This is a genomic window from Sulfitobacter sabulilitoris, assembly GCF_005887615.1.
In the GTDB taxonomy this organism is placed as follows: domain Bacteria; phylum Pseudomonadota; class Alphaproteobacteria; order Rhodobacterales; family Rhodobacteraceae; genus Sulfitobacter_E; species Sulfitobacter_E sabulilitoris.
The window spans coordinates 42,893-65,006 of record NZ_VANS01000006.1 but is presented as its reverse complement, the minus strand read 5'-3'; the positions used below and the strand labels follow the sequence as shown (position 1 = coordinate 65,006).

The 22,114-nt window shown below is 64.5% G+C and carries 21 protein-coding genes; 5 read left to right on the top strand and 16 right to left on the bottom strand.

All coding sequences use genetic code 11. From position 1 onward, the window contains the following. Nucleotides 1-2: 2 nt before the first annotated feature. Genes FDT80_RS17185 through FDT80_RS17175 form a run of 3 tightly spaced genes read left to right on the top strand, consistent with a single transcriptional unit; the run spans nucleotide 3 to nucleotide 3,170 of the window. Entirely contained in the window at nucleotides 3-1,004 is a 1,002-nt protein-coding gene (locus FDT80_RS17185; protein ID WP_138663563.1) for a P1 family peptidase, read from the top strand. After that, on the top strand, nucleotides 997-1,797 hold the full coding sequence (locus FDT80_RS17180; RefSeq protein ID WP_138663562.1) for an alpha/beta fold hydrolase: 801 nt from the start codon (nucleotides 997-999) through the stop codon (nucleotides 1,795-1,797). Before FDT80_RS17185 ends, FDT80_RS17180 begins: the two co-directional genes overlap by 8 nt. Then, nucleotides 1,794-3,170 carry a tetratricopeptide repeat protein gene (locus FDT80_RS17175; protein WP_138663561.1) on the top strand — a complete coding sequence of 459 codons (1,377 nt, stop codon included), beginning with the start codon at nucleotides 1,794-1,796 and terminating at the stop codon, nucleotides 3,168-3,170. The genes FDT80_RS17180 and FDT80_RS17175 overlap by 4 nt, the downstream gene beginning before the upstream one ends. Nucleotides 3,171-3,228: 58 nt before the next feature. Here FDT80_RS17175 and dxs read toward each other — a convergent pair whose 3' ends face one another. The 13 genes from dxs to FDT80_RS17110 all read right to left on the bottom strand — a co-directional run bounded on the left by dxs (nucleotide 3,229) and on the right by FDT80_RS17110 (nucleotide 16,480). Further along, the gene (dxs, locus tag FDT80_RS17170) at nucleotides 3,229-5,163 is read right to left on the bottom strand and encodes a 1-deoxy-D-xylulose-5-phosphate synthase (protein ID WP_138663560.1); all 1,935 of its coding nucleotides are present in this window, start codon (nucleotides 5,161-5,163) and stop codon (nucleotides 3,229-3,231) included. A gap of 208 nt (nucleotides 5,164-5,371) precedes the next feature. Next, nucleotides 5,372-6,484, bottom strand: coding sequence for a photosynthetic reaction center cytochrome PufC (gene pufC, locus FDT80_RS17165; protein WP_138663559.1), 1,113 nt, complete (start codon nucleotides 6,482-6,484; stop codon nucleotides 5,372-5,374). A gap of 2 nt (nucleotides 6,485-6,486) precedes the next feature. Beyond that, on the bottom strand, nucleotides 6,487-7,473 hold the full coding sequence (pufM, locus tag FDT80_RS17160) for a photosynthetic reaction center subunit M (RefSeq protein ID WP_170311922.1): 987 nt from the start codon (nucleotides 7,471-7,473) through the stop codon (nucleotides 6,487-6,489). A gap of 2 nt (nucleotides 7,474-7,475) precedes the next feature. Next, nucleotides 7,476-8,324: a photosynthetic reaction center subunit L gene (gene pufL, locus FDT80_RS17155; RefSeq protein WP_138663614.1), complete on the bottom strand. Its 849-nt coding sequence runs from the start codon at nucleotides 8,322-8,324 to the stop codon at nucleotides 7,476-7,478. A gap of 163 nt (nucleotides 8,325-8,487) precedes the next feature. After that, on the bottom strand, nucleotides 8,488-8,649 hold the full coding sequence (gene pufA, locus FDT80_RS17150; protein ID WP_068289567.1) for a light-harvesting antenna LH1, alpha subunit: 162 nt from the start codon (nucleotides 8,647-8,649) through the stop codon (nucleotides 8,488-8,490). Between the two features lie 14 nt (nucleotides 8,650-8,663). Continuing rightward, nucleotides 8,664-8,813, bottom strand: coding sequence for a light-harvesting antenna LH1, beta subunit (gene pufB, locus FDT80_RS17145; RefSeq protein ID WP_138663557.1), 150 nt, complete (start codon nucleotides 8,811-8,813; stop codon nucleotides 8,664-8,666). Nucleotides 8,814-9,004: 191 nt separating this feature from the next. Next, nucleotides 9,005-9,238: a cytochrome PufQ gene (gene pufQ, locus FDT80_RS17140; protein ID WP_170311921.1), complete on the bottom strand. Its 234-nt coding sequence runs from the start codon at nucleotides 9,236-9,238 to the stop codon at nucleotides 9,005-9,007. Beyond that, entirely contained in the window at nucleotides 9,235-10,710 is a 1,476-nt protein-coding gene (gene bchZ, locus FDT80_RS17135; RefSeq protein WP_138663556.1) for a chlorophyllide a reductase subunit Z, read from the bottom strand. Before bchZ ends, pufQ begins: the two co-directional genes overlap by 4 nt. Nucleotides 10,711-10,801: 91 nt before the next feature. Beyond that, nucleotides 10,802-12,406 (bottom strand): chlorophyllide a reductase subunit Y, encoded by a 1,605-nt coding sequence (bchY, locus tag FDT80_RS17130; RefSeq protein ID WP_138663555.1) that lies wholly within the window; start codon nucleotides 12,404-12,406, stop codon nucleotides 10,802-10,804. Next, the gene (locus tag FDT80_RS17125; protein ID WP_425472040.1) at nucleotides 12,393-13,433 is read right to left on the bottom strand and encodes a chlorophyllide a reductase iron protein subunit X; all 1,041 of its coding nucleotides are present in this window, start codon (nucleotides 13,431-13,433) and stop codon (nucleotides 12,393-12,395) included. The genes bchY and FDT80_RS17125 overlap by 14 nt, the downstream gene beginning before the upstream one ends. Then, nucleotides 13,394-14,335: a chlorophyll synthesis pathway protein BchC gene (gene bchC, locus FDT80_RS17120; RefSeq protein ID WP_138663553.1), complete on the bottom strand. Its 942-nt coding sequence runs from the start codon at nucleotides 14,333-14,335 to the stop codon at nucleotides 13,394-13,396. The genes FDT80_RS17125 and bchC overlap by 40 nt, the downstream gene beginning before the upstream one ends. A 132-nt stretch (nucleotides 14,336-14,467) precedes the next feature. Next, on the bottom strand, nucleotides 14,468-15,592 hold the full coding sequence (locus tag FDT80_RS17115; protein ID WP_425472039.1) for a methyltransferase: 1,125 nt from the start codon (nucleotides 15,590-15,592) through the stop codon (nucleotides 14,468-14,470). A 3-nt stretch (nucleotides 15,593-15,595) separates the two neighbouring features. Continuing rightward, complete coding sequence (locus FDT80_RS17110) at nucleotides 15,596-16,480, bottom strand: polyprenyl synthetase family protein (protein WP_138663552.1); 885 nt, start codon at nucleotides 16,478-16,480, stop codon at nucleotides 15,596-15,598. 118 nt (nucleotides 16,481-16,598) lie between these two features. Between FDT80_RS17110 and crtD the strand changes: the two genes are divergently transcribed. Both crtD and crtC read left to right on the top strand, forming a co-directional pair. Then, the gene (gene crtD, locus FDT80_RS17105; protein WP_138663551.1) at nucleotides 16,599-18,143 is read left to right on the top strand and encodes a 1-hydroxycarotenoid 3,4-desaturase CrtD; all 1,545 of its coding nucleotides are present in this window, start codon (nucleotides 16,599-16,601) and stop codon (nucleotides 18,141-18,143) included. Continuing rightward, nucleotides 18,140-19,012, top strand: a complete 873-nt coding sequence (gene crtC, locus FDT80_RS17100) for a carotenoid 1,2-hydratase (protein ID WP_281278406.1) — start codon at nucleotides 18,140-18,142, stop codon at nucleotides 19,010-19,012. The genes crtD and crtC overlap by 4 nt, the downstream gene beginning before the upstream one ends. A gap of 5 nt (nucleotides 19,013-19,017) precedes the next feature. Here the strand turns inward: crtC and tspO are convergent, their stop codons facing one another. The 3 genes from tspO to FDT80_RS17085 are packed head-to-tail and all read right to left on the bottom strand — an operon-like array spanning nucleotide 19,018 to nucleotide 22,099. Continuing rightward, complete coding sequence (gene tspO, locus FDT80_RS17095) at nucleotides 19,018-19,500, bottom strand: tryptophan-rich sensory protein TspO (RefSeq protein ID WP_138663549.1); 483 nt, start codon at nucleotides 19,498-19,500, stop codon at nucleotides 19,018-19,020. A 5-nt stretch (nucleotides 19,501-19,505) separates the two neighbouring features. Beyond that, on the bottom strand, nucleotides 19,506-20,555 hold the full coding sequence (gene crtB / locus FDT80_RS17090; RefSeq protein WP_138663548.1) for a 15-cis-phytoene synthase: 1,050 nt from the start codon (nucleotides 20,553-20,555) through the stop codon (nucleotides 19,506-19,508). Next, nucleotides 20,552-22,099 (bottom strand): phytoene desaturase, encoded by a 1,548-nt coding sequence (locus FDT80_RS17085; RefSeq protein ID WP_138663547.1) that lies wholly within the window; start codon nucleotides 22,097-22,099, stop codon nucleotides 20,552-20,554. The genes crtB and FDT80_RS17085 overlap by 4 nt, the downstream gene beginning before the upstream one ends. Nucleotides 22,100-22,114 lie beyond the last annotated feature (15 nt).

Genomic DNA, 22,114 nt, shown 5'->3' with positions numbered 1-22,114 from the left:
TCATGACGCCGGGTCCGCGAAACCTCATTACCGATGTCGCAGGGCTGCGTGTCGGAAATGCACAGGACACCGCGTTGAAATCGGGCGTCACGGTGCTGACCGGCGATGCGCCGTTCACCGCCTCGGTCCACGTCATGGGCGGCGCGCCCGGTACACGCGAAACCGATCTGCTGGCGCCTGACAAATCGGTCGCGGCGGTCGATGCGCTGGTGCTGTCGGGCGGGTCGGCCTTTGGGCTTGATGCCTGTTCGGGCGTCGTGGACGGGTTGCGCGCTCTGGGCCGCGGCTACCGGGTCGGGCCCGCGATCATCCCGCTGGTTCCCGGCGCCATCCTGTTTGATCTGCTCAACGGCGGCAACAAGGACTGGGTCGATAATCCCTACCGCGCTCTGGGCCGCTCCGCTCTCGACGCCGCCACGTCGGATTTTGCCATCGGCAGCGTCGGCGCCGGAACCGGCGCGCTGACTGCAATGCTCAAGGGCGGGCTCGGCTCGGCTTCGTTTCGACTGCCCGACGGCACGATGGTCGGAGCCCTCGTCGCGGCCAACCCCGTCGGCGCGGTCACCACCCCCGGCGATCGCCATTTCTATGCCGCGCCCTTCGAAGTGGATGGCGAATTCGGGGGCCTGGGCCCCGATCCCGCAAGCGGCCTTGGCCGCACGCTCGACAGCCGCAAGATGACTGCGATGCGCGAAAGGGCCAATACCACCATTGCCATCGTCGCCACCGACGCACGGCTTACCAAATCGCAATGCCAGCGGGTCGCCGTCGCGGCGCATGACGGGATAGCGCGTGCCTGCCTGCCCGCGCATATGCCCGCTGACGGTGATCTGGTGTTTGCGCTCTCCACCGGTGCGCGTGACATGCCCCGTCCGGATCAGGATCTGGGCCTGATCGGTCACGCGGCGGCCTTGTGCCTGTCGCGCGCAATCGCACGGTCGGTCTTTGCGGCTCGCCCCGCCAAAGGCGATCTTCTGGCCTGCTGGAGCAATCTCAATGCCTGAACTGGATCTGGCGGATGCAACGCTGCACTTCGAGATTGACGGCACCGGCCCGCCGCTGATGCTGATTGCCGGCATGGCAAGCGACAGCGCAAGCTGGGCCCCTCTCGTGCCACTGTTGCGCGACCACTATACGCTGATCCGCCCCGACAATCGCAGCACCGGGCGCACCCGGCCTTGGGACGCGCCGGTTTCCGTTCCGATCTATGCGCGCGACTGCGCTGCCTTGCTGCACCATCTGGGCACCGGTCCCGCCCATGTCCTGGGTCATTCTATGGGGGGCATGATCGGGATGCAGCTTGCGCAGATGGCGCCGGAGCGCGTGGCAACGCTGACCCTCGCGGCCTCCGCCCCGCTTCGGCTCAGCCGAAACATCGCCCTGTTCCAGACCCTCGTGGAGATCCGGAAAAGCGATGCGCCGCCCGACACCTGGCTGCGGGCGTTCTTTCCCTGGCTTTTTGCGTCGTCGGTCTATGACGTTCCCGGCGCGGTGGATGATGCCGCAGCCGCCGCATTGGCCTATCCTCATGCGCAAAGCGTCGAAGCGATGGCGCATCAGCTTGCCGCTCTCGACGGCTTTGACCCCGCAGGTCTCCTTCCGCGCTGTCCCACGCAGGCGCTGCTGGCCAATGACGACCTGCTGGTCCCTCCGGCCCTGGCGCAGACCGTTCTGCGCGATACACCCACCACTGTCGTCGCCAACGCGGGTCATTCCATCCACTGGGATGCACCCGGTGCCGTTGCCCTTCACCTGCGTCGCTTTACTGATGACCACCCGATCGAAGGTGCCCAATGACCCATGACATCTATGGCCTGCCTGTGACCGGCGCAGGGCCCGACACTTTGACCGCAATCAACGATTTCATCCATGGCTTTATTGCCTACGAGCAAAAGGCGACCGGCATAATCGCCGCGGCTCAGGCCGACCCGGAGTGCTGTCTTGCCAATGCCTACGCCGCGATGCTTTGGATGTTCCTCGAAGCGCCCGTCGCCCCGGCCAAGGCCGAACCCTTCCTGTGCATCGCCGAGGCGACGGAGAAAGCCGCGACGCCCCGCGAACGGCAGGTCGTCGCCGCAATTCGCCACTGGATCGATGGCGACGTGCCTGCCTCCGTCGCGGCCTGCGATGACATCCTGACGGATCACCCACGGGACATGGCCATGCTCAAGCTGGCTCAATATCACCTATTCAATCTTGGCGACGCGCCCGCGATGCTCAAGGTGGCGCTCAAGGCTTTGCCGGGGGCCGCCGATATCCCCTATACGCACGGCATGATCGCCTTCGGCTATGAACAGTGCCACCTGCTGGACCGCGCCGAGACCGCCGCGCGCCATGCCATGTCGCTGCGCCACGACGAGCCCTGGGCCCATCACGCGCTGGCGCATGTCATGCTGACGCAAGGCCGCACCGCCGAAGGTGCTGCGTTCCTCGAAGCGGTGGCGGACACCTGGACGCCCCTGAATTCCTTCATGCGCAGCCACAACTGGTGGCATCTGGCGTTGTTCTACCTCAGCCTTGGGCGACACGACGATGTGCGCGCCGCCTATGACACGCATATCTGGGGTCTGGCCAAGGATTACAGCCAGGATCAGGTCGGCGCGGTCTCGTTGTTGGCGCGCATGGAATTCGCCGGCGTTCAGGTCGGGAACCGCTGGGCCGACGTCGCCGACCATGTGGCCGCCCGAGGCGCCGACACGGTCAATCCGTTCCTGACCCTGCAATACCTCTATGCGCTCGGACGCACACACCGGGCAGAGGCGGACAACCTGATGCAGGCGATCCGGGCGCGCGCGGCCGATACGACCCGTTTCGATCATCCCGCCTGGGCCGAGGTTGCACTGCCTGCGGCGACCGGCATCCTGGCGCATACTTCCGGAGACTGGGCAACCGCGATCCGCGATCTGGGTGCGGCGCTGCCGCGCATGGCCGAATGCGGAGGCAGCCACGCACAACGCGACCTCTTCGAGCAGATCCACCTAGACGCACTCGTGCAGGACGGGCGCGCATCGGCCGCGCAACAGGTGCTTGAAATGCGCCGCACCTACGATCCGGACGGCGTGCCGCTGAACCTGCTCCTTGCGGAGATATACACGAAAACCGGCCTGCCGGACCTTGCCGAGGAAGCCCGCGCACGCGCCACGGCCACGGCGCGGGCTGCATCCGCCTGAAGCTCACGCTGCGGGCGGCGCGCTTTGCGGCAAACCGATCGGGCCCGCAAGGGGTCGATCACATCATGTCGCGCGCGGCCTTCAGGTCAACGATCCCGCCGGTGCCGCCCAACACCCGGCGAACGGCGGCTACGATCCCGCCTGCATCCAAACCCGCGTCGGCATACATTTCCGCCGGTCCGGCCTGGTCTATGAAACGATCCGGCAGGCACATGGAGCGCACGCGGCACCCGTGATCCAGCAGACCGTGCGCCGCCATCGCTTGCAAGACCGATGCGCCGAATCCGCCCATGGCGCCCTGCTCGACCGTGATCAAGGCGCCATGGCTGCGGGCCAGACGCGCGATCAGCGCCATGTCCAACGGTTTGGCGAACCGCGCGTCGGCAATCGTCACCGAAATGCCTTGGCTGTCCAGCACCTTCGCCGCGGCCTCGCATTCGCCCAGGTGTGTTCCAAGCGACAGCAGAGCGACCTCGCCCGTGCCTTCGCGGATCATCCGGCCCTTGCCGATCTGCAGCACCTCGCCGCGTTCGGGCACCGCCACACCCGTGCCAGCGCCGCGCGGATACCGAAAGGCGATGGGCCCGCTGTCATGCGCGGCGGCGGTTTCGACCATGTGGACCAATTCCGCTTCGTCCGCCGCGGCCATGACAACCATGCCCGGCAAGGCGCCCAGATACCCGATATCGAACGCCCCCGCGTGGGTCGCGCCATCCGCGCCGACAAGGCCCGCCCGGTCGATGGCAAAACGCACGGGCAGACCTTGCAGCGCCACATCGTGCACGACCTGGTCGTAGCCCCGCTGAAGGAACGTCGAATAGATCGCGCAAAACGGTTTGAGACCGCTGGCCGCCATTCCGGCGGCAAAGGTCACACCGTGCTGTTCGGCGATTCCGACGTCGAACACCCGTGCCGGAAAGCGCGCCGCCATCTTGTCCAGCCCGGTGCCCGAGGGCATCGCCGCCGTCACCGCGACAATCGCCGGATCGCGCGCCGCAGCGTCGGCCAGCGCCGTGCCGAACACGGAGGTGTAGGAGGGCGCATTGGCCTTGGTCCTTGACTGCACCCCGGTGCCGACGTCGAATTTCGAAACGCCGTGGTACTTGTCCGCCGACCCTTCGGCGGGCGCATAGCCCCTTCCCTTGACCGTGCAGCAATGGATCACGACAGGGCCCGTCGCACGCGTCCGCGCCGCGCGCAGAACCGCCAGCAACTGACCCATGTCATGTCCGTCGATCGGCCCGACGTAGTCAAAGCCGAGCTCTTCGAAAAACGTGCCGCGGCTTTCCAGCCCGGTGATCAGTTCGCGCGCCCGCCGCGCTCCGTCGCGCACGGGCTTGGGGGCCATATGCTCCATGCCTTCCGCAACGGCGCGCAGCCCGGCCAGCGGCCCCTGTTGCGACAGGCTCGACAGATAAGACGACATCGCGCCAACGGGTGGCGCGATGCTCATTTCATTGTCATTGAGGATCACGAACAGACGGCGGCCTTCGGCGCCCGCGTTGTTGAGCGCCTCATAGGCCATGCCCGCGCTGATCGACCCGTCGCCGATCACGGCTATGGCGTCGCCCGTCGGCATGCCCATGTCCCGCCCCACCGCGAACCCGAGTGCGGCGGAAATCGAGGTGCTGGAATGCGCCGCGCCAAACGGGTCATAGGGGGATTCACTGCGCTTGGTGAATCCGCTCAGACCGCCCTTCTGACGCAGGCTGCCCATCCGGTCACGTCGGCCCGTCAGGATCTTGTGCGGATAGCATTGGTGACCGACGTCCCAGATCAGCCTATCGCGCGGCGTGTCGAACACCGCATGCAGCGCCACGGTCAGTTCGACCACCCCAAGGCTGGACCCTAGGTGCCCGCCCGTGCGGCTGACCGCATCGATCACATCCGCGCGCAACTCGTCAGCCAGCGTGCCAAGCGCCCGGTCGGACAAGTGGCGCAGGTCCGATGGCCCCGCGATACGGTCAAGGGTCGGTGTGGGGGGTCTGGTCATCTGCACATCCTTTGGGTCAGGACGGATCGAGCCCGCCACCGCCAGAAAGAAAAGGCGTCGCACCCGAAGCGATTTCGACTGCGACGCCAGGTTCCTGTAGCCAACAGGAAGGAACCGGGGTGCTTTGCCCCCGTGCCCGGACCAAGGAAGCCAGCGGTCCGTGCCTGGCAGGGTCAGGCGGGCCCCCTGACGGGAAGGCCGCCTGACCCTATTGGTAAACCGGCGCCTCGCTCGTGGCCAATTCAGGCCAGTCCGCGATCACGTTCAATCCCTGCAACGGCTGTTGATAGCCTTTGTGGCAGGTCTTGCACGCCGCTTTGGGCGCATCGGCGTAGATCGGGCCAAGACGTTCCGGAGGGTATTCGTCCTCCAGCGGGACAAGGTATTCGGTGTTCATCTCGATCACCATCTGGCGGCCCAGCAGCGCCGTGCCCCACTGCGGCGTGTTCTGGCCACCATCGTAGAACGCGCGGCTGTTGTGGCAAAAGACACAGTTCACACCCAGCGAGTTGGCAAAGTAGTTCATCAGCGAATAGGTCATCTCGGTCTTTTGTATCGACGCGACATCGACACCGGGCGTTCCCGCGACACGCGATTCAAGATCGTGCACGTTCACCGGTTCGTAGTCGGTCAGGTATGCCTCGAGCGCGCCGGACGGCAGCGACGTGGCCTGGCTGAGCGACGTGGCCCGGTTCTGCACGGCGGACCAGCCGTCGACCCGTTCGTTGACGGGCGTGATCTTGAACCAGATGTCCGACGGTACATTCTGCCCGCGGTGGCAAGAATAACAGTTTACCCCGACCTCCTTGTTGGCATTCACGTGACCCGCCCAGTTCTCGTTGATGTTCTGGGTCATCTGGATCATGCGGCGCGCGACGACCTTGGTATACAGGGTGTCCTCGCCATATGTCTCGACGTCGCCATCGCCGTGGCAATAGGCACAGCCACCTTCAGGCGACACCCATTGCGTGATCGCCCCCATCAGGCGGTTGAAGTTGTCCTCGGTCAGATCGCCCAGAACCTGAACGTTCTGATAGATGTCCCCGGCCAGCGGCGCGCCAGCCTCGGGGATATAGGGCTCCTCGGTATAGTAGGAGGCGATGGTCGGATCCGGCACCGCCAGGGCGATGTTGAATTCCGGCACCGACATGCCGGTGCCGCGCGGACCGGTCTGGAGGCTGGACGTAGCCACCGGATTGCCCCAGGTCACCACCATAGCCGCGGCAAAGATCGCACCGCCGACCACACCGACCAGGATGGCCGGACCAAAGACGTTCGTCGGGTGATCCGCGTTCCACTTGTCAAACCACTTGGGCAGCATGATCAGTTCTCCTTCCCGATGAAGGCTTCGTAAGAGCCATAGTTTTCATAGCCGTACGACCCGTCATACATCGGCGCAAAGTTATGTTCCTGCGCCCAGATGAACCAGTTGTCGACGACCGTACCCGTCAGCAGGATGCCGATGCCGCCCGTGATCGGACAGAGCACCGCGAACCACCACGCCCAGCGGTGGATCCCCTCCATCGTGGCGTTGAAGCCCATCGTCCAGCGCCAGAAGAGCGCCGCGCGTTCGGTGGCCGTGCCGCGATCGTAGATCTGCTCAAGCTCGCGGTCGCCGCCGTAGCGGGTGACCGCCAGAATGGTGCCGCCATGCATCGCGAACAGCAGGACGGAGCCGTAGAGGAACACGATGGAAAGCGCATGGAACGGATTGTAGTAGAGGTTGCCGTAGCGGATCGAAAACGCCGTGGTCCAGTCGAGGTGCGGGAATATGCCGTAGGGCACGCCCTCCGCCCAGGATCCCATGAGAATGGGCCGGATCAGGTTCAGCACGAAAATCAGCCACAAGAGCGCCAGAAAGGCCCAGGCAAGGTGTTTGCCCATCTTGTGTTCCTTGGCCAGGCTGTAGGTCCGCAGGAACCAGGCGCCGCAGCCGATGGCAAAGAACATGCCCGCGATGACCCAAGCCCCACCCTGGTTGAGCGGCGGAATCCGCAGGCCCCATTCCGGGCCCGGCGGTTCCAACCCCAGCCAGAACAGCTGCCGGATGAATTCGGGGATCGACCAGCCGACCTGCGCCAGCATGGAAAAGCCCACGATATTGAACCACACCATGAAGGCCACGCAGGACACCACGCCGTAGACGCCCAGATAGACAGGCCCCAGCTGTGCGTTTCCGATCAGGCCCATCAGCGTGCTGAAACCGGGCTTACCGACGCGTTCACGGTGCATTTCGTTTTCATTGTCCATTCCCATCTCGGGAATACCCTGGACCTGCACCTGGGTGAAAATGTTCTGATACTCGGGCATGATCACATCCCTCCTGCGGAAATTTGCGAACCCCAGATCGGCAGCTCAAGCCACCAGTTCCACCACTCGGGCCACCCGGAGGTCCAGACCGGGCCGGAAATGATGATGCAGACCGCCGAGAAGAAGACCGCGTTCAGCGCCAGAAGATACCCCACCCGGTGAATGCCGAGCGTGCCGACCGAATAGCCGATGTAATCGCGAAAGAAGGTATCCTCGTGGTCGGGCGTCTTGGCCTCTTCGCCCTTTTCGGGGTTGGCCGCCGACAGGATCAGCCCGCCATGCAGCGCCAGCGCGATCGTCGTGGTAAAGAACAGCGTCACCGCCAGCATATGCGCCGGGTTGTAGTGAAAGTGCAGATAGGCGTAGCCGGTGTTGCTGACCCAATCGAGGTGGCTGAAGATGCCGTAGGGAAATCCGTGCCCCCATGCGCCCATCAGCAGCGGCCGGAATATCGTCAGCGTCACATAGGCGAGGATCGCCACGGCGAACCCCACCGGCACGTGATATCCCATGCCAAGCTTGCGGCAAATCTCGACCTCGCGCAGCGCCCAGCTGATGAAGGCGCCGGTGGCGCAGAAGGTGATGATCTGCCAAAGCCCGCCTTCCAGCAGCGGCGCCATCGCCAGACCGTAACTCAGGTCAGGGGGCGCTATATTGATAAGCCAAGGATTGAATGTGCCCTGCTGACTGGCCCCCCAGAATATGAGGATCGTGCCGAGCAGGCTGAAAAAGACCGTCGTGACCCCGAAAAAGCCCACGAAAAAGGGCCCCACCCAGAAGTCGAACAGATCGCCCCCGATCAGCGTCCCTCCGCGGACGCGATATTTTCTTTCGAAGCTGAGCAACGCCATCTTCATGTTCTCCGCGTTTTGCGGCGCGCCTATCCGAGAGGCGGAGGCCGTCGTGAAATCAAATCGTTCGCCGCGGGCGGGCGGCGCACATCTTGTCCGCCCGCAGCTGTGCTTGCTGTCACGTCAAGCTGGGTCGCGCGCCCCCCATGCCGGGGGCACCACGTCACATCGCGGCTTTTTGAGCCGCCAGTTCGAACCAGTTGAAATGCTCCGTGCTGAGCAGGACGAGGTGAATCATCGCCGCCAGCAGGAAAAGGAAAACGCCCTGTGCGACAAACACACGACGGGGATCGAAGATGAGCCAGATCTTGTAGAACTTTGCCATTTGTTAATCCCTCCTCAGAACCACGGGCGCCAGATGAACACTGCCAGATGAGCGACAACGGCAACGGCCGAAAACAGCCAGAGCCCGCTCATGTAGACAGAGTGCAATTCTTGCGCCTGTTCGTCTGTGAGACCTGTAAAAGACAGGTCGGTATTATCAGCCATAATTATTCCTCCGGAACGTTATGCTGACGCCGCGCACCCCGCGGCCGGGTCCTTTGGGGGTCTCCCCCCTCGGGGCTCTGTCCACCTTTGACAAGGCGGCCAGTCTTGGATCTCGACAGGCGCACATGTTGCCGAGAGTGTTCCCCGGGGCCGCGCGGGCTTGCCCCCCGCTTGCAGCCCCATCGAATGGGTCAGGCCGAAAAGATCATCGGCGTGATGATGCGCGCCTGGCTCCAGGCGCGGGCCATCGGGCCCCTGGCGGTAAAGCTGCGGCTGCGCAGCGCCGACAGCGCCCATGTCAGGGTGGCCAGCGGCAGCGTTGCCACAAAGATGATCGCGAAATACACCATGAACTCGGTGTTGTGGCTTTTGCGGCTGCGCGGTTCGCGCGCCTGCGGCATGCCGCCTGATGTCATGTCAGTCATCTTTGATCCTCCCGATCATTCCCGGCACGTGCCGGGTCCAAGGCGCGTACCGTTCCAAGCGATACACACGCGTCTCCCGCGGCAAGTGCCGCCTTTTCTGCCGCATCGCGAAGCATTTTCGCGGCGGAAATCCGTGTCAGTATGGGGTGCGATGCAACAAGGCGGTCCAGCATCGCCTGCGCGTCGGCATCCCACGGCAAATCGCGGCGCAAGGTCGTGGGGGTCGCCTCCGCCGCATCCATTTCGGTGCCCAGGGGCAGAATGTGAAACAGCGCGTCGAACAACCCGTTGCAGACTTCCTGCACCAGGTAGGTGGCGCCCGCATACCCCATGAAGGGCGTGCCGGTGTGCCGCCGGATCGCGGCGCCGGGAAAGCTCGCGGGAATGAACGCGGGGCTCGGCCCGTGCCCGGCCTTCAACTCGGACAGGTACATCTTTTCATTGATCGACCCCATCACGATCAACGGGCGCTTTTGCCCCATCAGGGCGCGAACCTCGTCGTTGTTGGTCTTCTGTCCCGCCGTGCGCGCGACGGCAAAGGCACAAGGCAGACCCATGTCCTCCTCCAGGAACATCCGGATGCCACGCGCATAGGTCTCGCTCGCGACGATCGCAAAGGACGCGGTGGCAAAGAAATCCTGCGTCACCGAACGCCACAGATCCCAGACCGGCTTGATGGTCGAATGCTTTTCGCGGGCGATGAAGGGTTCGGGATCGAGGCCCAGCAAATTCCCCAGTGCGCGCAGGAATTTGGTGGTGCTCTCGATCCCTATCGGGGCTTGCAGATACGGCTTGGCAAGAAGCTCGCTCAACCCGCGCCCGAACTCGCGGTACATGCAGATGTTCACATCCGCATTTACCAGATTCCGCATCTCCGCCAGATGCGCGCCCAACGGCATGACCATGTTGACCTCGGCGCCGATTCCTTCGACCAGACGCCGGATTTCGGCCAGGTCGCTGGGCATGTTGAAGGTGCCATACATCGGCCCAAGGATATTGACGCGCGGACGCGCATCCGCGTCGCGTTTCCTCTCGGGCGGCATCCGGCCCTTGGTCATCCCGAACTCGGTAAAGATCCAGGTCATCGCGCGATCCGCCGATTGCCACTGATCCTCGTCGATGGTGCGCGGCAGGAACCGCTGGATATTGGTGCCTTGCGGCGTCACGCCACCGCCGATCATCTCGGCAATCGACCCGGTCACAACGACCGCGGGCAGCGCCGGATCCAGCGTTTTCCACGCCCGCTTCATCGCGTCCTCGGTGCCCGCGCCCATCTCGCCCTCGCCCAGCCCGGTCACCACGATGGGCAACTCATGCGGCGGCAGGGCATCGGTATAATGCAACACGCTCGTCACCGGCAGGTTCTCGCAACCGACGGGCCCGTCGATCACGACCTGCAATCCCTTGACGGCGCAAAACGCATAGACAGCGCCCCAATAGCCGCCCGCACGATCGTGATCCGTGACCAGCATCAGATCGCGCTCCCCTGTCTTCCAGATGGCATAAATACCGCGGGGGTTTGGGGGTTGGCCCCCAAGGGGCGATATGTCACGCAGTCCGCCATCAGATCATCTCCTGCGCCTTGGCCGCGCGCGCCAGTTTGTCGATCTTCTTTTGATGCTGGGCGCGAAAATCGGGACGCAGGTTCGGATCGCCTTCCCAGATACCGGCGGTGTCTCCTTCGCCCACACCCTCGAAAAACGCCTTCATTCGGGACATGCGATCGCGATTGCCGATGGCGGCGTTGATCACCTCGGCCAGCGATCCCGCGCCGGCGGGGCCCATCAGCGGCCGCGCCGAAATCAGGTTGGTGAAGTAGAGCGCGGGAATGCCCCTGGCTTTGGCCTTTTGCACGACAGGCGTCGTGCCGATGGCCAGATCGGGCCGGATCGCTTCCATCGCGGCGCAATCGTCCTCAAGGCTGGCCCGGTATTTCACCTTGACCCCGCGCGCCGACAGCCAGTCTGCATCCGCGGCCGACCATGGCGATTTCGCGCAAGCCGTGCCGACATAGGGTACGTCCGCGCCGCTTTCGATCAGCAGACGCGCGACCAGCAATTCGGACCCTTCATACCCGGACAGCGTGATCGTTCCCTCGATCGGTGCGGCGTCCAGCGCGCCCCTGATCGCGGGCAGCATGGCGTTCTGCGCCGCGGCCACCTTGTCTGCGGCCACGCCGTAGGCGTCACCGATCGCGGCAAGCCAGGCCGCCGTGCCGTCATGACCGACCGGGGCAGAGCCGACCACAGTCCGACCCGCGGCCTGAAACTCCCGCACGGCGGCGGTGTAGAACGGATGGATCGCGGCAACCACGCCGCACTCCAGCGCGGCGTATAATTCGCGCCACTCGCGGCAGGGCACGACCGGACCGGCCGCCAGCCCCATGGGGGCCAGCATCGCCCCGATCATCATCGGGTCGGCGGGAAACATCTCTCCCAACAAGGCGACGGCGGGCCTGTCCTCGGCGCCGCCCCTGGGGCGCGCAACAGGGCCTGCCGCGATTTCCGCGCGGGCATAGTTCAGCATCGCGCCGGCCAGCACATCCTTGGCCTCGGCATGGGTCGGAATGCCGAACCCCGGCACGTCGATCCCGACGATGCGCACTCCGTTTATCTCGCGCGGCAGCAACCGCAACGGCACACCGCTCGCGGTTGGCACGCACAGGTTGGTCACGACCACGGCGTCATAGCGATCGGGGTCCGCCAGATCGTGCACGCTTTCGCGGATGTCCTCGAACAGTTTTCCCGTCACCAGCGTTTCGGAGTTGAAAGGCACGTATCCGACCGAACGGCGTGCACCGTAGAAATGGCTGACGAAGGTCAGGCCATAGACGCAGCAGGCCGACCCCGACAGCACGGTCGCCACCCGGCGCATCCGCAGGCCGACGCGCAGCGACCCGAAAGCCGGGCACATCGATTGCGGTTGATCGTGGGGCCCGGTCGGATAATCGGCCCTGAACTTGTCCAGCATCTCGGACTGGCCCGCCATGCGTGCGGCGCTTTCCAACTCGGCGCCGGAATGGCAACCGATCCCGTCCTGCGTCAAATCCGGCTGGTCGCCCGGCGCGCGCGACAGATCGCCGTGCGGGTGGCCCTTGATCACCTCCACGTCGTCCGCCGGGTCATAGCTGACCTCAAGCGCACCTTTGGGTGCGTCATGCGTCGTCATAAACGACCTCGAGCGATGGCTTGGGTTTGGAATTCTTTCCGCGCATGTCCATGTCGGTCGCCGGTTCCAGCACGATGTCGCCGCCGGTCTCGGACGCGTCGAACAGGCCAAGAAGCCCATCCTGATCCAGCGGCGTCGGTCGCACCGGCGGCGCCACGGCGACGTTTTCGCCAAGCTCGGCAAAGAGCGCGCCCCATCCTGATTGGGCCGTGCCGACGATCTGGTAGTTCGCGGATTTCTTGCGCAGGTCGTCGTTCTGCGGGATCGCGGCCAGCACCGGAATATCAACCGCCTTGGCGAATGCCGCCGCCTCGCCGGTGCCGTCGTCCTTGTTGATGACCAGACCGGCGACACCAACGTTGCCACCAAGCTTGCGGAAATATTCCACCGCCGAACAGACGTTGTTGGCAACATACAGCGATTGCAGGTCATTCGACGCGACAAGGATCACCTTTTGCGCCATGTCCCGCGCAATTGGCAGGCCAAACCCGCCGCAGACGACGTCGCCCAGGAAATCCAGTAGCACGTAGTCGAAATCCCAGTCGTGAAAGCCCAGCTTTTCGAGCAGTTCGAAACCGTGGATGATACCGCGCCCACCGCAACCGCGCCCGACCTCGGGCCCGCCCAGTTCCATCGCGAAAACGCCGGACCGTTTGAAGCAGACATCGCCGATCGCCACCTCCTCGCCCGCCAGTTTCTTGCGGGTGGATGTCTCGATGATCGTCGGGCAGGCCTTGCCGCCGAACAAAAGGCTGGTCGTATCGGATTTCGGGTCGCAGCCGATCAGCAGAACGCGCTTGCCTTGTTCGGCCATCATGCAGCTGAGGTTGGCAAGCGTGAACGATTTCCCGATCCCGCCCTTGCCGTAGATCGCGATGATCTGGGTCTTGCTGGTGGGTTCGCCCTGCGGCACTTCCAGCGTCGGTTCGGCGTTCGCCTCGTCGCGCAGACGTTGATCGAAATCCTTGAGGTTCGGCACTTCGTCTTTCACGATGGACGCTCCCAGTTCAAAATCATTTTCAGGCATTCGGGGTCGGTGAAGGCTTGCGTGTAGGCCGCGCGCGCATCTGCGGCGGCGGCCCGGTGCGTGATCAGCCCCGACAGGGACAACGCACCGGATTCCACCAGCGCGCGCGTTGCCCGCAGATCATCATGGGTCCATTCCGCGGAGACGCGAAAACGCGCCTCCTTCATGAAGGCGGGCGGGAAGGCAAAGCTGATGGGATCGGAATAAAACCCGGCCAGCACGATCTCGCCGCCCTTGGCGAGGCGACCGATCAGGTCGCCAATCGCCGCGACAGAGCCTGACACATCGTAGATCGAAGTGTAATCGCGCCGGGTGTCATCCTCGGGCGCCAGAACCGCGTATCCGCGCGCATCGCCACGGCGGGTCGGATCAATATCCCAGACCGTCGGAGCGGGCGCGCCCGCCGCGATGGTCAGTCGCGCCAGCAACCGGCCCAGAACGCCATGGCCCACGATCAGGTCCGGCACGGCCTTGTTCAGCCCGGCCATCGCATGGCGCGCCGTTGCGGCCAGCGCCAACAGGGCGCCTTCGGCCCCGAACCCGGCATCGATTCGGGTGACACGGGCCGCATCGGTGATGACCCGCGCCGCGGCACCGCCAAACAGCCCAAAGGCCCCGTCATAACAGTTGGCCCCCGGAACAAAGACATGATCGCCGGCGCGAAATCCGGTCGCGGGGGCGGCCTCGACCACCTCGCCCATCGCCTCGTAGCCGGGAACAAGCGGATACCCCATGCCGGGAAACGGCGGCATCTGGCCCGACCAGAACAGTTTTTCCGTGCCCGTGGAAATACCGGAGTGCAAAATATCCACCACCAGGTCGCCTGCACACGGCGCGGTCAGCGTCAGGGTATCGACGTCGAGATCGCGTGGACCTTTCAGAAGAACTGCGGCGGTGTCCAAGAACGCTCCCTCCCAGGGCTTGCGATGCGCATTTGCGGTGACTCAAAGACTCATGCTTTCAGATGCGCTTGGATTGTCAGTTTAAACTTACATATTGATGTGTCAATAAATTTGGACACTTTTGCGCGCGGGTCACCTGGGCTTGCCGGCGACAAGCGTCCGGGTCACGTAACCGCGTGCGGGTTCGGGGCTCTTGATCCCGACAAATCCCGACTCGCGGCACAGGGCGGCAATCTGATCGGCGGACCGGGTGCGCCCCGTCTGCATCGCCATCGTGTAGAACGCGAAATACACGTCACCCGCCCGATCGGGGCGCGCTCCGCCGCCCATCGGCTCGGAAATAATGAGCCGGCCACCCGGCGGCAAGCCATCGAAGACCTTGGCCAAAAGCGCGCGAACGGTATCGTCCGAATGATCGTAAAGAACCCGGATCAATGAAATCGTGTCCGCACCTTGGGGCAGGGGATCGTCGCGAAAGGAGCCGGCATGGATGGATGTCCGGCCGGACATCCCCGCCTGGCGAATTCGTGCCTCAGCCACCGGCACCACTGCGGGCAGGTCGAACAACATCATCCGCACCGATGGATGCGCGATACCGACCGCCTCGATGAACGCTCCGCTGCCGCCGCCGATATCCAGCAGCGTTCCAGTGTCCCCGAACGATACGGCGCGCAGCGTGTCTTCGGCCACCAAACGCTGGCTTTGCGCCATCAGGTCGGAATAGGTCCGCGCGACCACTGGATCGATGTCGCCCCCTGCGCCGAACACATAGGGCCAGAATTGCGACAAGGCGGTCTGCTTTGGACCGCGCAGCAAGGCAACCGGATCTTCGAGGTCCCGGTAAAAGGCACGGTGATGGCGGATCATCGCCTCCAGCCCCGGAACGCCCATCAGCGCCGCTCCCTTTCGGGCCAGCGCAAAACGCCCCTGCCGCCCGCGCTTTAGCAGACCCAACGCCGCCGCCGCCTGCAACAGGATCTCCATCCGATCGGGCGCGATCCCGGTCGCCTGACCCAACGCGCCAGAAGTTTGCGGACCGGCGCGCAGTCGATACAGCAGATCCAGTTCCACCAGCGCCATCAACACCTGGCTTTGGACGAATCCCTGAACGATATCGAAAATCGCGGCGCCATCGCGGCGGACCTGTCTGCGCGTTAGGAAAAACCGGCTGGCCCAGCTTTGAAATCCGGGGCGGGCGACAAAGCGGTTCAACCAGCCGCCGCGCCAGCCCGGTATATCCTGGGACAGGTCCGACACCGCTTAGACGCGATGCCGCGGCGTGCTGACCTGCGTCGCGACCGGGGTCAGCTTTTCGGCATACATGTTGACCATCGCGGCCAGTTGCGCCTCGCCCGGGCACGACGGGATGGACGCGATCGCACCACCCAAGATGTCCTTGAGGCGCGACATCGCCCCCTGCACACCCAAAAGCGTGACCGCATTGGGCCGCCCGTTCAGGTCATCCTGCCCGGCGGGCTTACCCAGCGTATCGGCATCGTAAAGCGCATCACGCAGATCGTCGGCAACCTGAAACGCCTCGCCGATGCGCGCGCCCAGTTCGAACCACGGCTCGGCCTCTTGCCCTGCCGCAAGCGCGCCCATCTGCGTCGCGGCGATGAACAAGGCGCCGGTCTTGGCCTGGTGATAGGCGCTCAGATCGATGTCGCATTCGCTTTCCCAGCCTTGCCCGGCGCAGATTCCGCCGGGCATTCCCGTCCTTTGCGCCAAGGTGATGATCATCTGCGCCACCCGGTCGGGCGCATGACCCGACTGGCGCGCCAGGATTTCGAAGGCAAGCACGATCAGGCTGTCCCCGGTCAGCACCGCCAACGGTTCGGAATAGGCCCGGTGCACCGACGGCTTGCCCCGCCGAATGTCCGCATCATCGAAACAGGGCAGATCGTCATGCACAAGACTGGCGCAATGGATCAGCTCCAGCGCCGATGCCGCCGCATCCGATAGCATCGGGCGATCGTCGCCACACGCCATCGCGACAGACATCAGGATCGTGGGGCGAATGCGCGCGCCCCCCGGTTCCGTGGCATAGCGCAGCGCAGACGACAGCCGGGGCGGCACGGCGCCACGGCCCTGCCCAATGGAAATCGCGCGGGAAATGGCGGCTTCGATCCGGGTCGTCATGGCCATCGGCGAGACCTCTCTCAGACTATCTGTCAGAACATATGAACACTATAGTGTAAATCATACTGGACACTTTGATGTCACGAGTCAACAATCCCACGGACCCCTTCCAAACGGAGCCTGCATGACATCGACCACCGCCCCTGTTCGCCGTCGGCACGCCGTGATCGTCGGCGCCGGCATCGCCGGACTGGCCACAGCGCTTCGGCTGGCGGTCGGAGGTATGCGCGTGACGGTGCTGGAGCGGCACGACCATGCGGGCGGCAAGATCAGAACCCTGCCAAGCGACGCGGGACCCATCGATGCGGGGCCAACGGTGCTGACGCTGCGCCACGTCTTTGACGACCTGTTTGCCTGTGCCGGAGCGCGGCTTGACGATCACGTCAGCCTCGTGGCGCAGGACGTTCTGGCGCGGCACCATTGGCCCGACGGCAGCCGGCTTGATCTTTTTGCCGACCCAGATGCCAGTGCCGACGCGATCCGGTCCTTTGCCGGGGCGCGGGCCGCGGATGAATTTCGCGCCTTCGGTACACGCGCTGCGCGCCTGTACTCGGCCTTTGACAATCCGATCATGCAGGCACCGGCGCCCCGCCTGTCACAGCTCGTTCCGCACGTGCTGGCACGGCCCTCGCTCATTCCCGCAATGGCGCCTCTCTCCTCGCTGGCAGCGATGCTGCGGCGGCAATTCACCGATCCGCGCCTGGCGCAGCTTTTCGGGCGCTACGCCACATACGTCGGCGGCGCGCCGCATCTGTCACCGGCGATCCTGTCGCTGATCTGGCAGGCCGAAGCGGCAGGCGTCTGGGTGGTCGAAGGCGGGATGCACAAACTGACCGACGCGATCGCAGCGCTTGCCACCGCGCACGGCGTTGCGTTTCAACATGGCGCGCATGTGAACCATATCGAATTGCGGGGCGGGCGCGTTGCAGCCGTGCAACTGGCGGCCGGCACCCGGATTCCGGCGGACGAGGTCGTCTTTGCCGGCGATCCGCGCGCGCTTGCGACCGGCGCGCTGGGGTCCGGCCTGCGCCACGTGGCACCCCGGACCGCAACGCTGCCACGGTCCTTTTCGGCACGGGTCCACAGCTTTGCCGCAACCCCGTCGGGGGCCGACCTCATTCATCACAACGTGTTCTTCGCGGCCGATCCGCACAGCGAATTCAACGACCTTGCCGCAGGCCGCATTCCCGCCGATCCAACGCTCTACCTTTGTGCGCTGGATCGAGGACAGGGCCACGCGCCCAAACCGCTCGAGCGGTTCGAGATCATCTCGAACGCCCCCGCTCCTTCCGACACACAGACCCCACCGGAGCTTGACCAATGGCACCATCAGATCATGACGCGGCTGACGCGGTTCGGGCTGACCCTGTCGCCGACACCCAGGCCGCAGGATATCACGACGCCCCAGATGTTTGCGCAGATGTTCCCCGCGACAAGGGGCGCGCTCTATGGGCAGACCCCGCACGGGATGACCGCGACGTTCAAACGCCCCACCGCCGCGACGCCGGTGCCCGGCCTCTGGCTGGCGGGCGGCGGGGTTCATCCGGGTCCGGGCGTTCCGATGGCGACCCTCTCCGCGCGGCACGCGGCCGAGGCGATCTTGAGCGCCCAAATTTCAACATCGACGTCGCACCGAACGGCTATGCGTGGTGGTATGTCGACGGCCTGAGCGATTGCGGCACGCGCGCCGTATCCGTGATCGGCTTCATCGGTTCGGTTTTTTCGCCCTGGTACAAATGGTCCGGGCGCAAATCGCCGCAAAACCACGTGTGCATCAACGTGGCGACCTATGGGCCCGGCGGGCGCTTCACGATGACCGACAGGGGGCGATCGGCGCTGCGACAGACCGCGTCGCGGCTTGAGGTCGGGCCATCGTCGATGCGCTGGGACGGCGAACGACTGGTGATCGACATCGACGAAGTATCGAGCCCCCCCCTGATCAACCGTATCTGCGGCCAGATCACGGTGACCCCGTCTGCGATCAGCGGGGTTGAATTGCCGCTTTCCCCTGACGACGCCCATATCTGGCGGCCCTTCGCACCGGTATCGCGGATCGCGGTCGATATCGACCGACCGGGCTGGCAGTGGACTGGCGAGGGATATTTCGACGCCAATTTCGGGACGCGGGCCTTGGAGGAGGATTTCAGTTATTGGACCTGGGGACGGTTCGGCACATCACGCGGCGCCACCTGTTTCTACGACGCAACGCGCCTGGATGGCAGCGAACTGGCCGCGGGCTACGCCTTTGACCCGGACGGCATCGCGACCCCCCTGCCCTTGCCGCCCAAGACGCCCCTGCGCCGTAGCCTTTGGGCAGTGGCGCGCGAAACCCGCAGCGACCCAGGCTTCACCCCGCATCAGACGCTGAGCATGCTGGATGCGCCGTTCTATTCACGTTCTGCCGTGCGGACCAAACTGGACGGCGACATCGTGACGGGCGTTCACGAGGCGCTGGACCTGCGGCGGTTCCGAAATCCACTGCTCAAACCGATGCTGGCCCTGCGCGTTCCGCGCCGCGGCAAGTGGTGTTTTTCCTAGGGCGATCAGGACGGGCGCGGCGGCGGATTGCGCGCCGCGTCGGGGTTCAGCCGCCACACGCCCGCGTTCAGCGCGGCGGCGATGCTGACCCAGATCAGATAGGGTACGAACAACACGCCCGCCAGAACATCGACCTGCCACAAGGCCACGAGCCCACACAGGACGGACACCCACAGCAAGACGATCACGGCCATACCCATACGTATGTCCTTGAGGCCGAAAAACACCGGCGTCCAAAGGCCGTTCAGCGCAATCTGAAGCGCCCAGAAGGCCATTGCGTAATGATTGCCCTCGGTCAGCGCCGCGCGCGCGCCCGCCACCGACATACAGAAATACAACACGAACCAGGTGACCGGAAACACCCAGTCAGGCGGCGTGAACCACGGCTTTTGAAGGCTGCGATACCACGGGCCGGGCGGAAACAGGCCGCCGGTCGCGCCGGCGCCCAGGCAGGCGCCTAGAAAAAGACAGAACAAAACCCAGAACATGACGCTCAGCTAGCCCCCGCGCGACGATTGATCAAGCCGTTGCGGTGACTTGGGTTGTGCGTCTCCAACGCGGCGAGCACCGCGATTAGCGCATCGCTGCGCGACGCCACGGGCGCACCACGCGCCGTTGTATCGACCAGAAAACGGACCTCCTCCAGCGGGCGCGCATACAGCACGGCAGACCGTGGCATGACCATGCTTGCCCCCGACATCAGCAGCGACTGGCCCAGCCAACCGATCTTTTGCGCCTTGCCGGTGCGCGCGCGGGCCGTGATCGAATCCCATCCCATCGTCCTCAGCCGCCCGCCGATACCGGCATAGATGTAACGGGCGCCGTAGATGCCCGGACGGCAAGACCTCGGCAGCGCGCCGACGCCGGCTTCGGACCGGATATAGAGGCGGTTCGCTTCAGCAATCAAGCGCTTGACCATGACACCGATCTCTTTGCACGGCTGCGGGTCGGACAGGAACGCATCCACATCAAGCTGCGCCGCATCGAACCAATCCGTCGGCAGGTATAGGCGCCCCTCGGCGGCGTCTTCGCCCACATCGCGCGCGATGTTCGTCAGTTGCATCGCCACGCCCAGATCGCAGGCCCGCGCCAATGCGTCGGCATCGCGCACCTCCATCAGCACGCACATCATCGCCCCCACGGCCGAGGCCACGCGCGCGGAATAGTCCCGCACCTGCGACAGTGTCGCATAGCGCCGTCCTTCGGCATCCCACGCCAACCCTTCGAGCAGCGCATCCGGCAGGGCGCGGGGCATCTCGAACTGCTCGACGATCGCGGCGAATGCGCGGTCGGGGGCGGCATCGCGCGGATGCCCGGCGTAGACCGCATCCAGACGGTCGCGCAGGCGCAGCACCGCGTCGGCCTTTTCCGCCTTCAGATCGACCTCGTCATCCGCCAGGCGGCAAAAGGCATAGAGCGCTAACGCCGGGTCACGCACCCGGGCGGGCAGCAGCCTGGACGCGGCATGAAACGACAGGGATCCGTGGCGAATGGCCTCGCGGCAATGCTCAATATCATCAGAACGAATGCGGGATCGGGTCATCGTGTCACCTGTGGGGCGGGTACGAGTTTTCCAAGGACTTCAGCGGTTGAAATGACACCCGGCACCCCTGCCCCGGGATGCGTTCCCGCACCCACAAGATAGAGGCCGCGCGCCTCCTCGCTGATGTTGTGCGGTCGAAACCACGCGCTTTGCAGGATGCGCGGTTCAATCGAAAATCCCGATCCATGCGGGCTGTAATAGCGGTCGCGAAAAGTTTCGGGGGTGAACACCGCCTCGGTGACGATCGCATCTGCCACGCCGGGCAAAAGCTGGTCTTCCAGTACCTTGAGCATCCTTGCCTTGTATCTGGGTTCCTCGACGGCCCAATCGACGCCGTTGTCATGGCCCAGATGCGGCACCGGGCTGAGAACATAGAACGTGTCATCACCGTCGGGGGCGACACCGGGGTCCGTCACACTGGGCCGATGCACATAAAGGCTCATGTCGTCGCTCAAGGTGCCGTTGATGAAAATATCGCGCAAAAGTCCGGTATAGCGCGGCCCGTTCAGGATCGTATGGTGGCCCACATCGCGCCATTTCCCCGCCGTGCCCCTTGTCCCGAAATACCAGACGAACAGGCTCATCGAATAGCGGGTTCGCTTGAGCTTGGCCGTGGTCCAGCGCCGACGCGCATGATTGCGCAACAGGTGGTCGTAGGTGTGCCCCGAATCCGCGTTCGATACGACGATATCGGCCCCCATCTCAAGCCCGCCGGCAAGACGCACGCCCGTCACCGCACCGTCGCGAACGACGATCTCATCGACCTTGGTGTCCATCAGCAACGTGCCGCCCTGATCCTCGACCACCGCCGCCATCGCCTGCGCCATGCCCGCCACGCCACCCATCGCGTAATGCACGCCGAACTTCTTTTCCAGATAGGCCACGAGGATATACATCGACGTCACATGGCACGGATCGCCGCCGATAAAGAGCGGATGAAAGCTGAGCGCCATGCGCAGTTTTTCGTCTTTCACCCGCCGCGCGGCATGCGCATAGACGGACCTGTCGGCGCGCAACATGCCGAACGTCGGCAGCACCTTGGCGAGATCCCGGAACTTGTGCATCGACCGGCGGCCCAAATCCTCGAACCCGAACCAGTAGCGTTTTTCGCTATCGCGCAGAAAACGGTCGAACCCCACCAGATCGCCCGGCGACAGTTTCGCCACTTCGGCACGCAGTTTTTCCGTGTCCTGCTGCGCGACGAATGTCGTGCCATCCGGCCAGCGGATTTCGTAAAACGGATCCAGCGATTTCAGCGTCACATCGGCATCGAAATCGCGGCCGCAAGCGGCCCAAAGCTCGCGGTAAAGCTGTGGTACGGTGATGATGGTCGGCCCCAGGTCAAAGCGATGCCCGTCTTGATGCAGGCAACTGCCGCGCCCGCCGGGCACGTCCAGCGCATCGATCACCGTCACGCGGTATCCCTTGGCCCCAAGCCGCATCGCCGCCGCCAGACCACCCAGCCCCGCACCGATGACAATGGCACGGTCGCGCGCGCCATGGGCGGCACCGACGGATTCGATCTTATCCACGCGTGTCATCATCTTGCTACAGTAGAT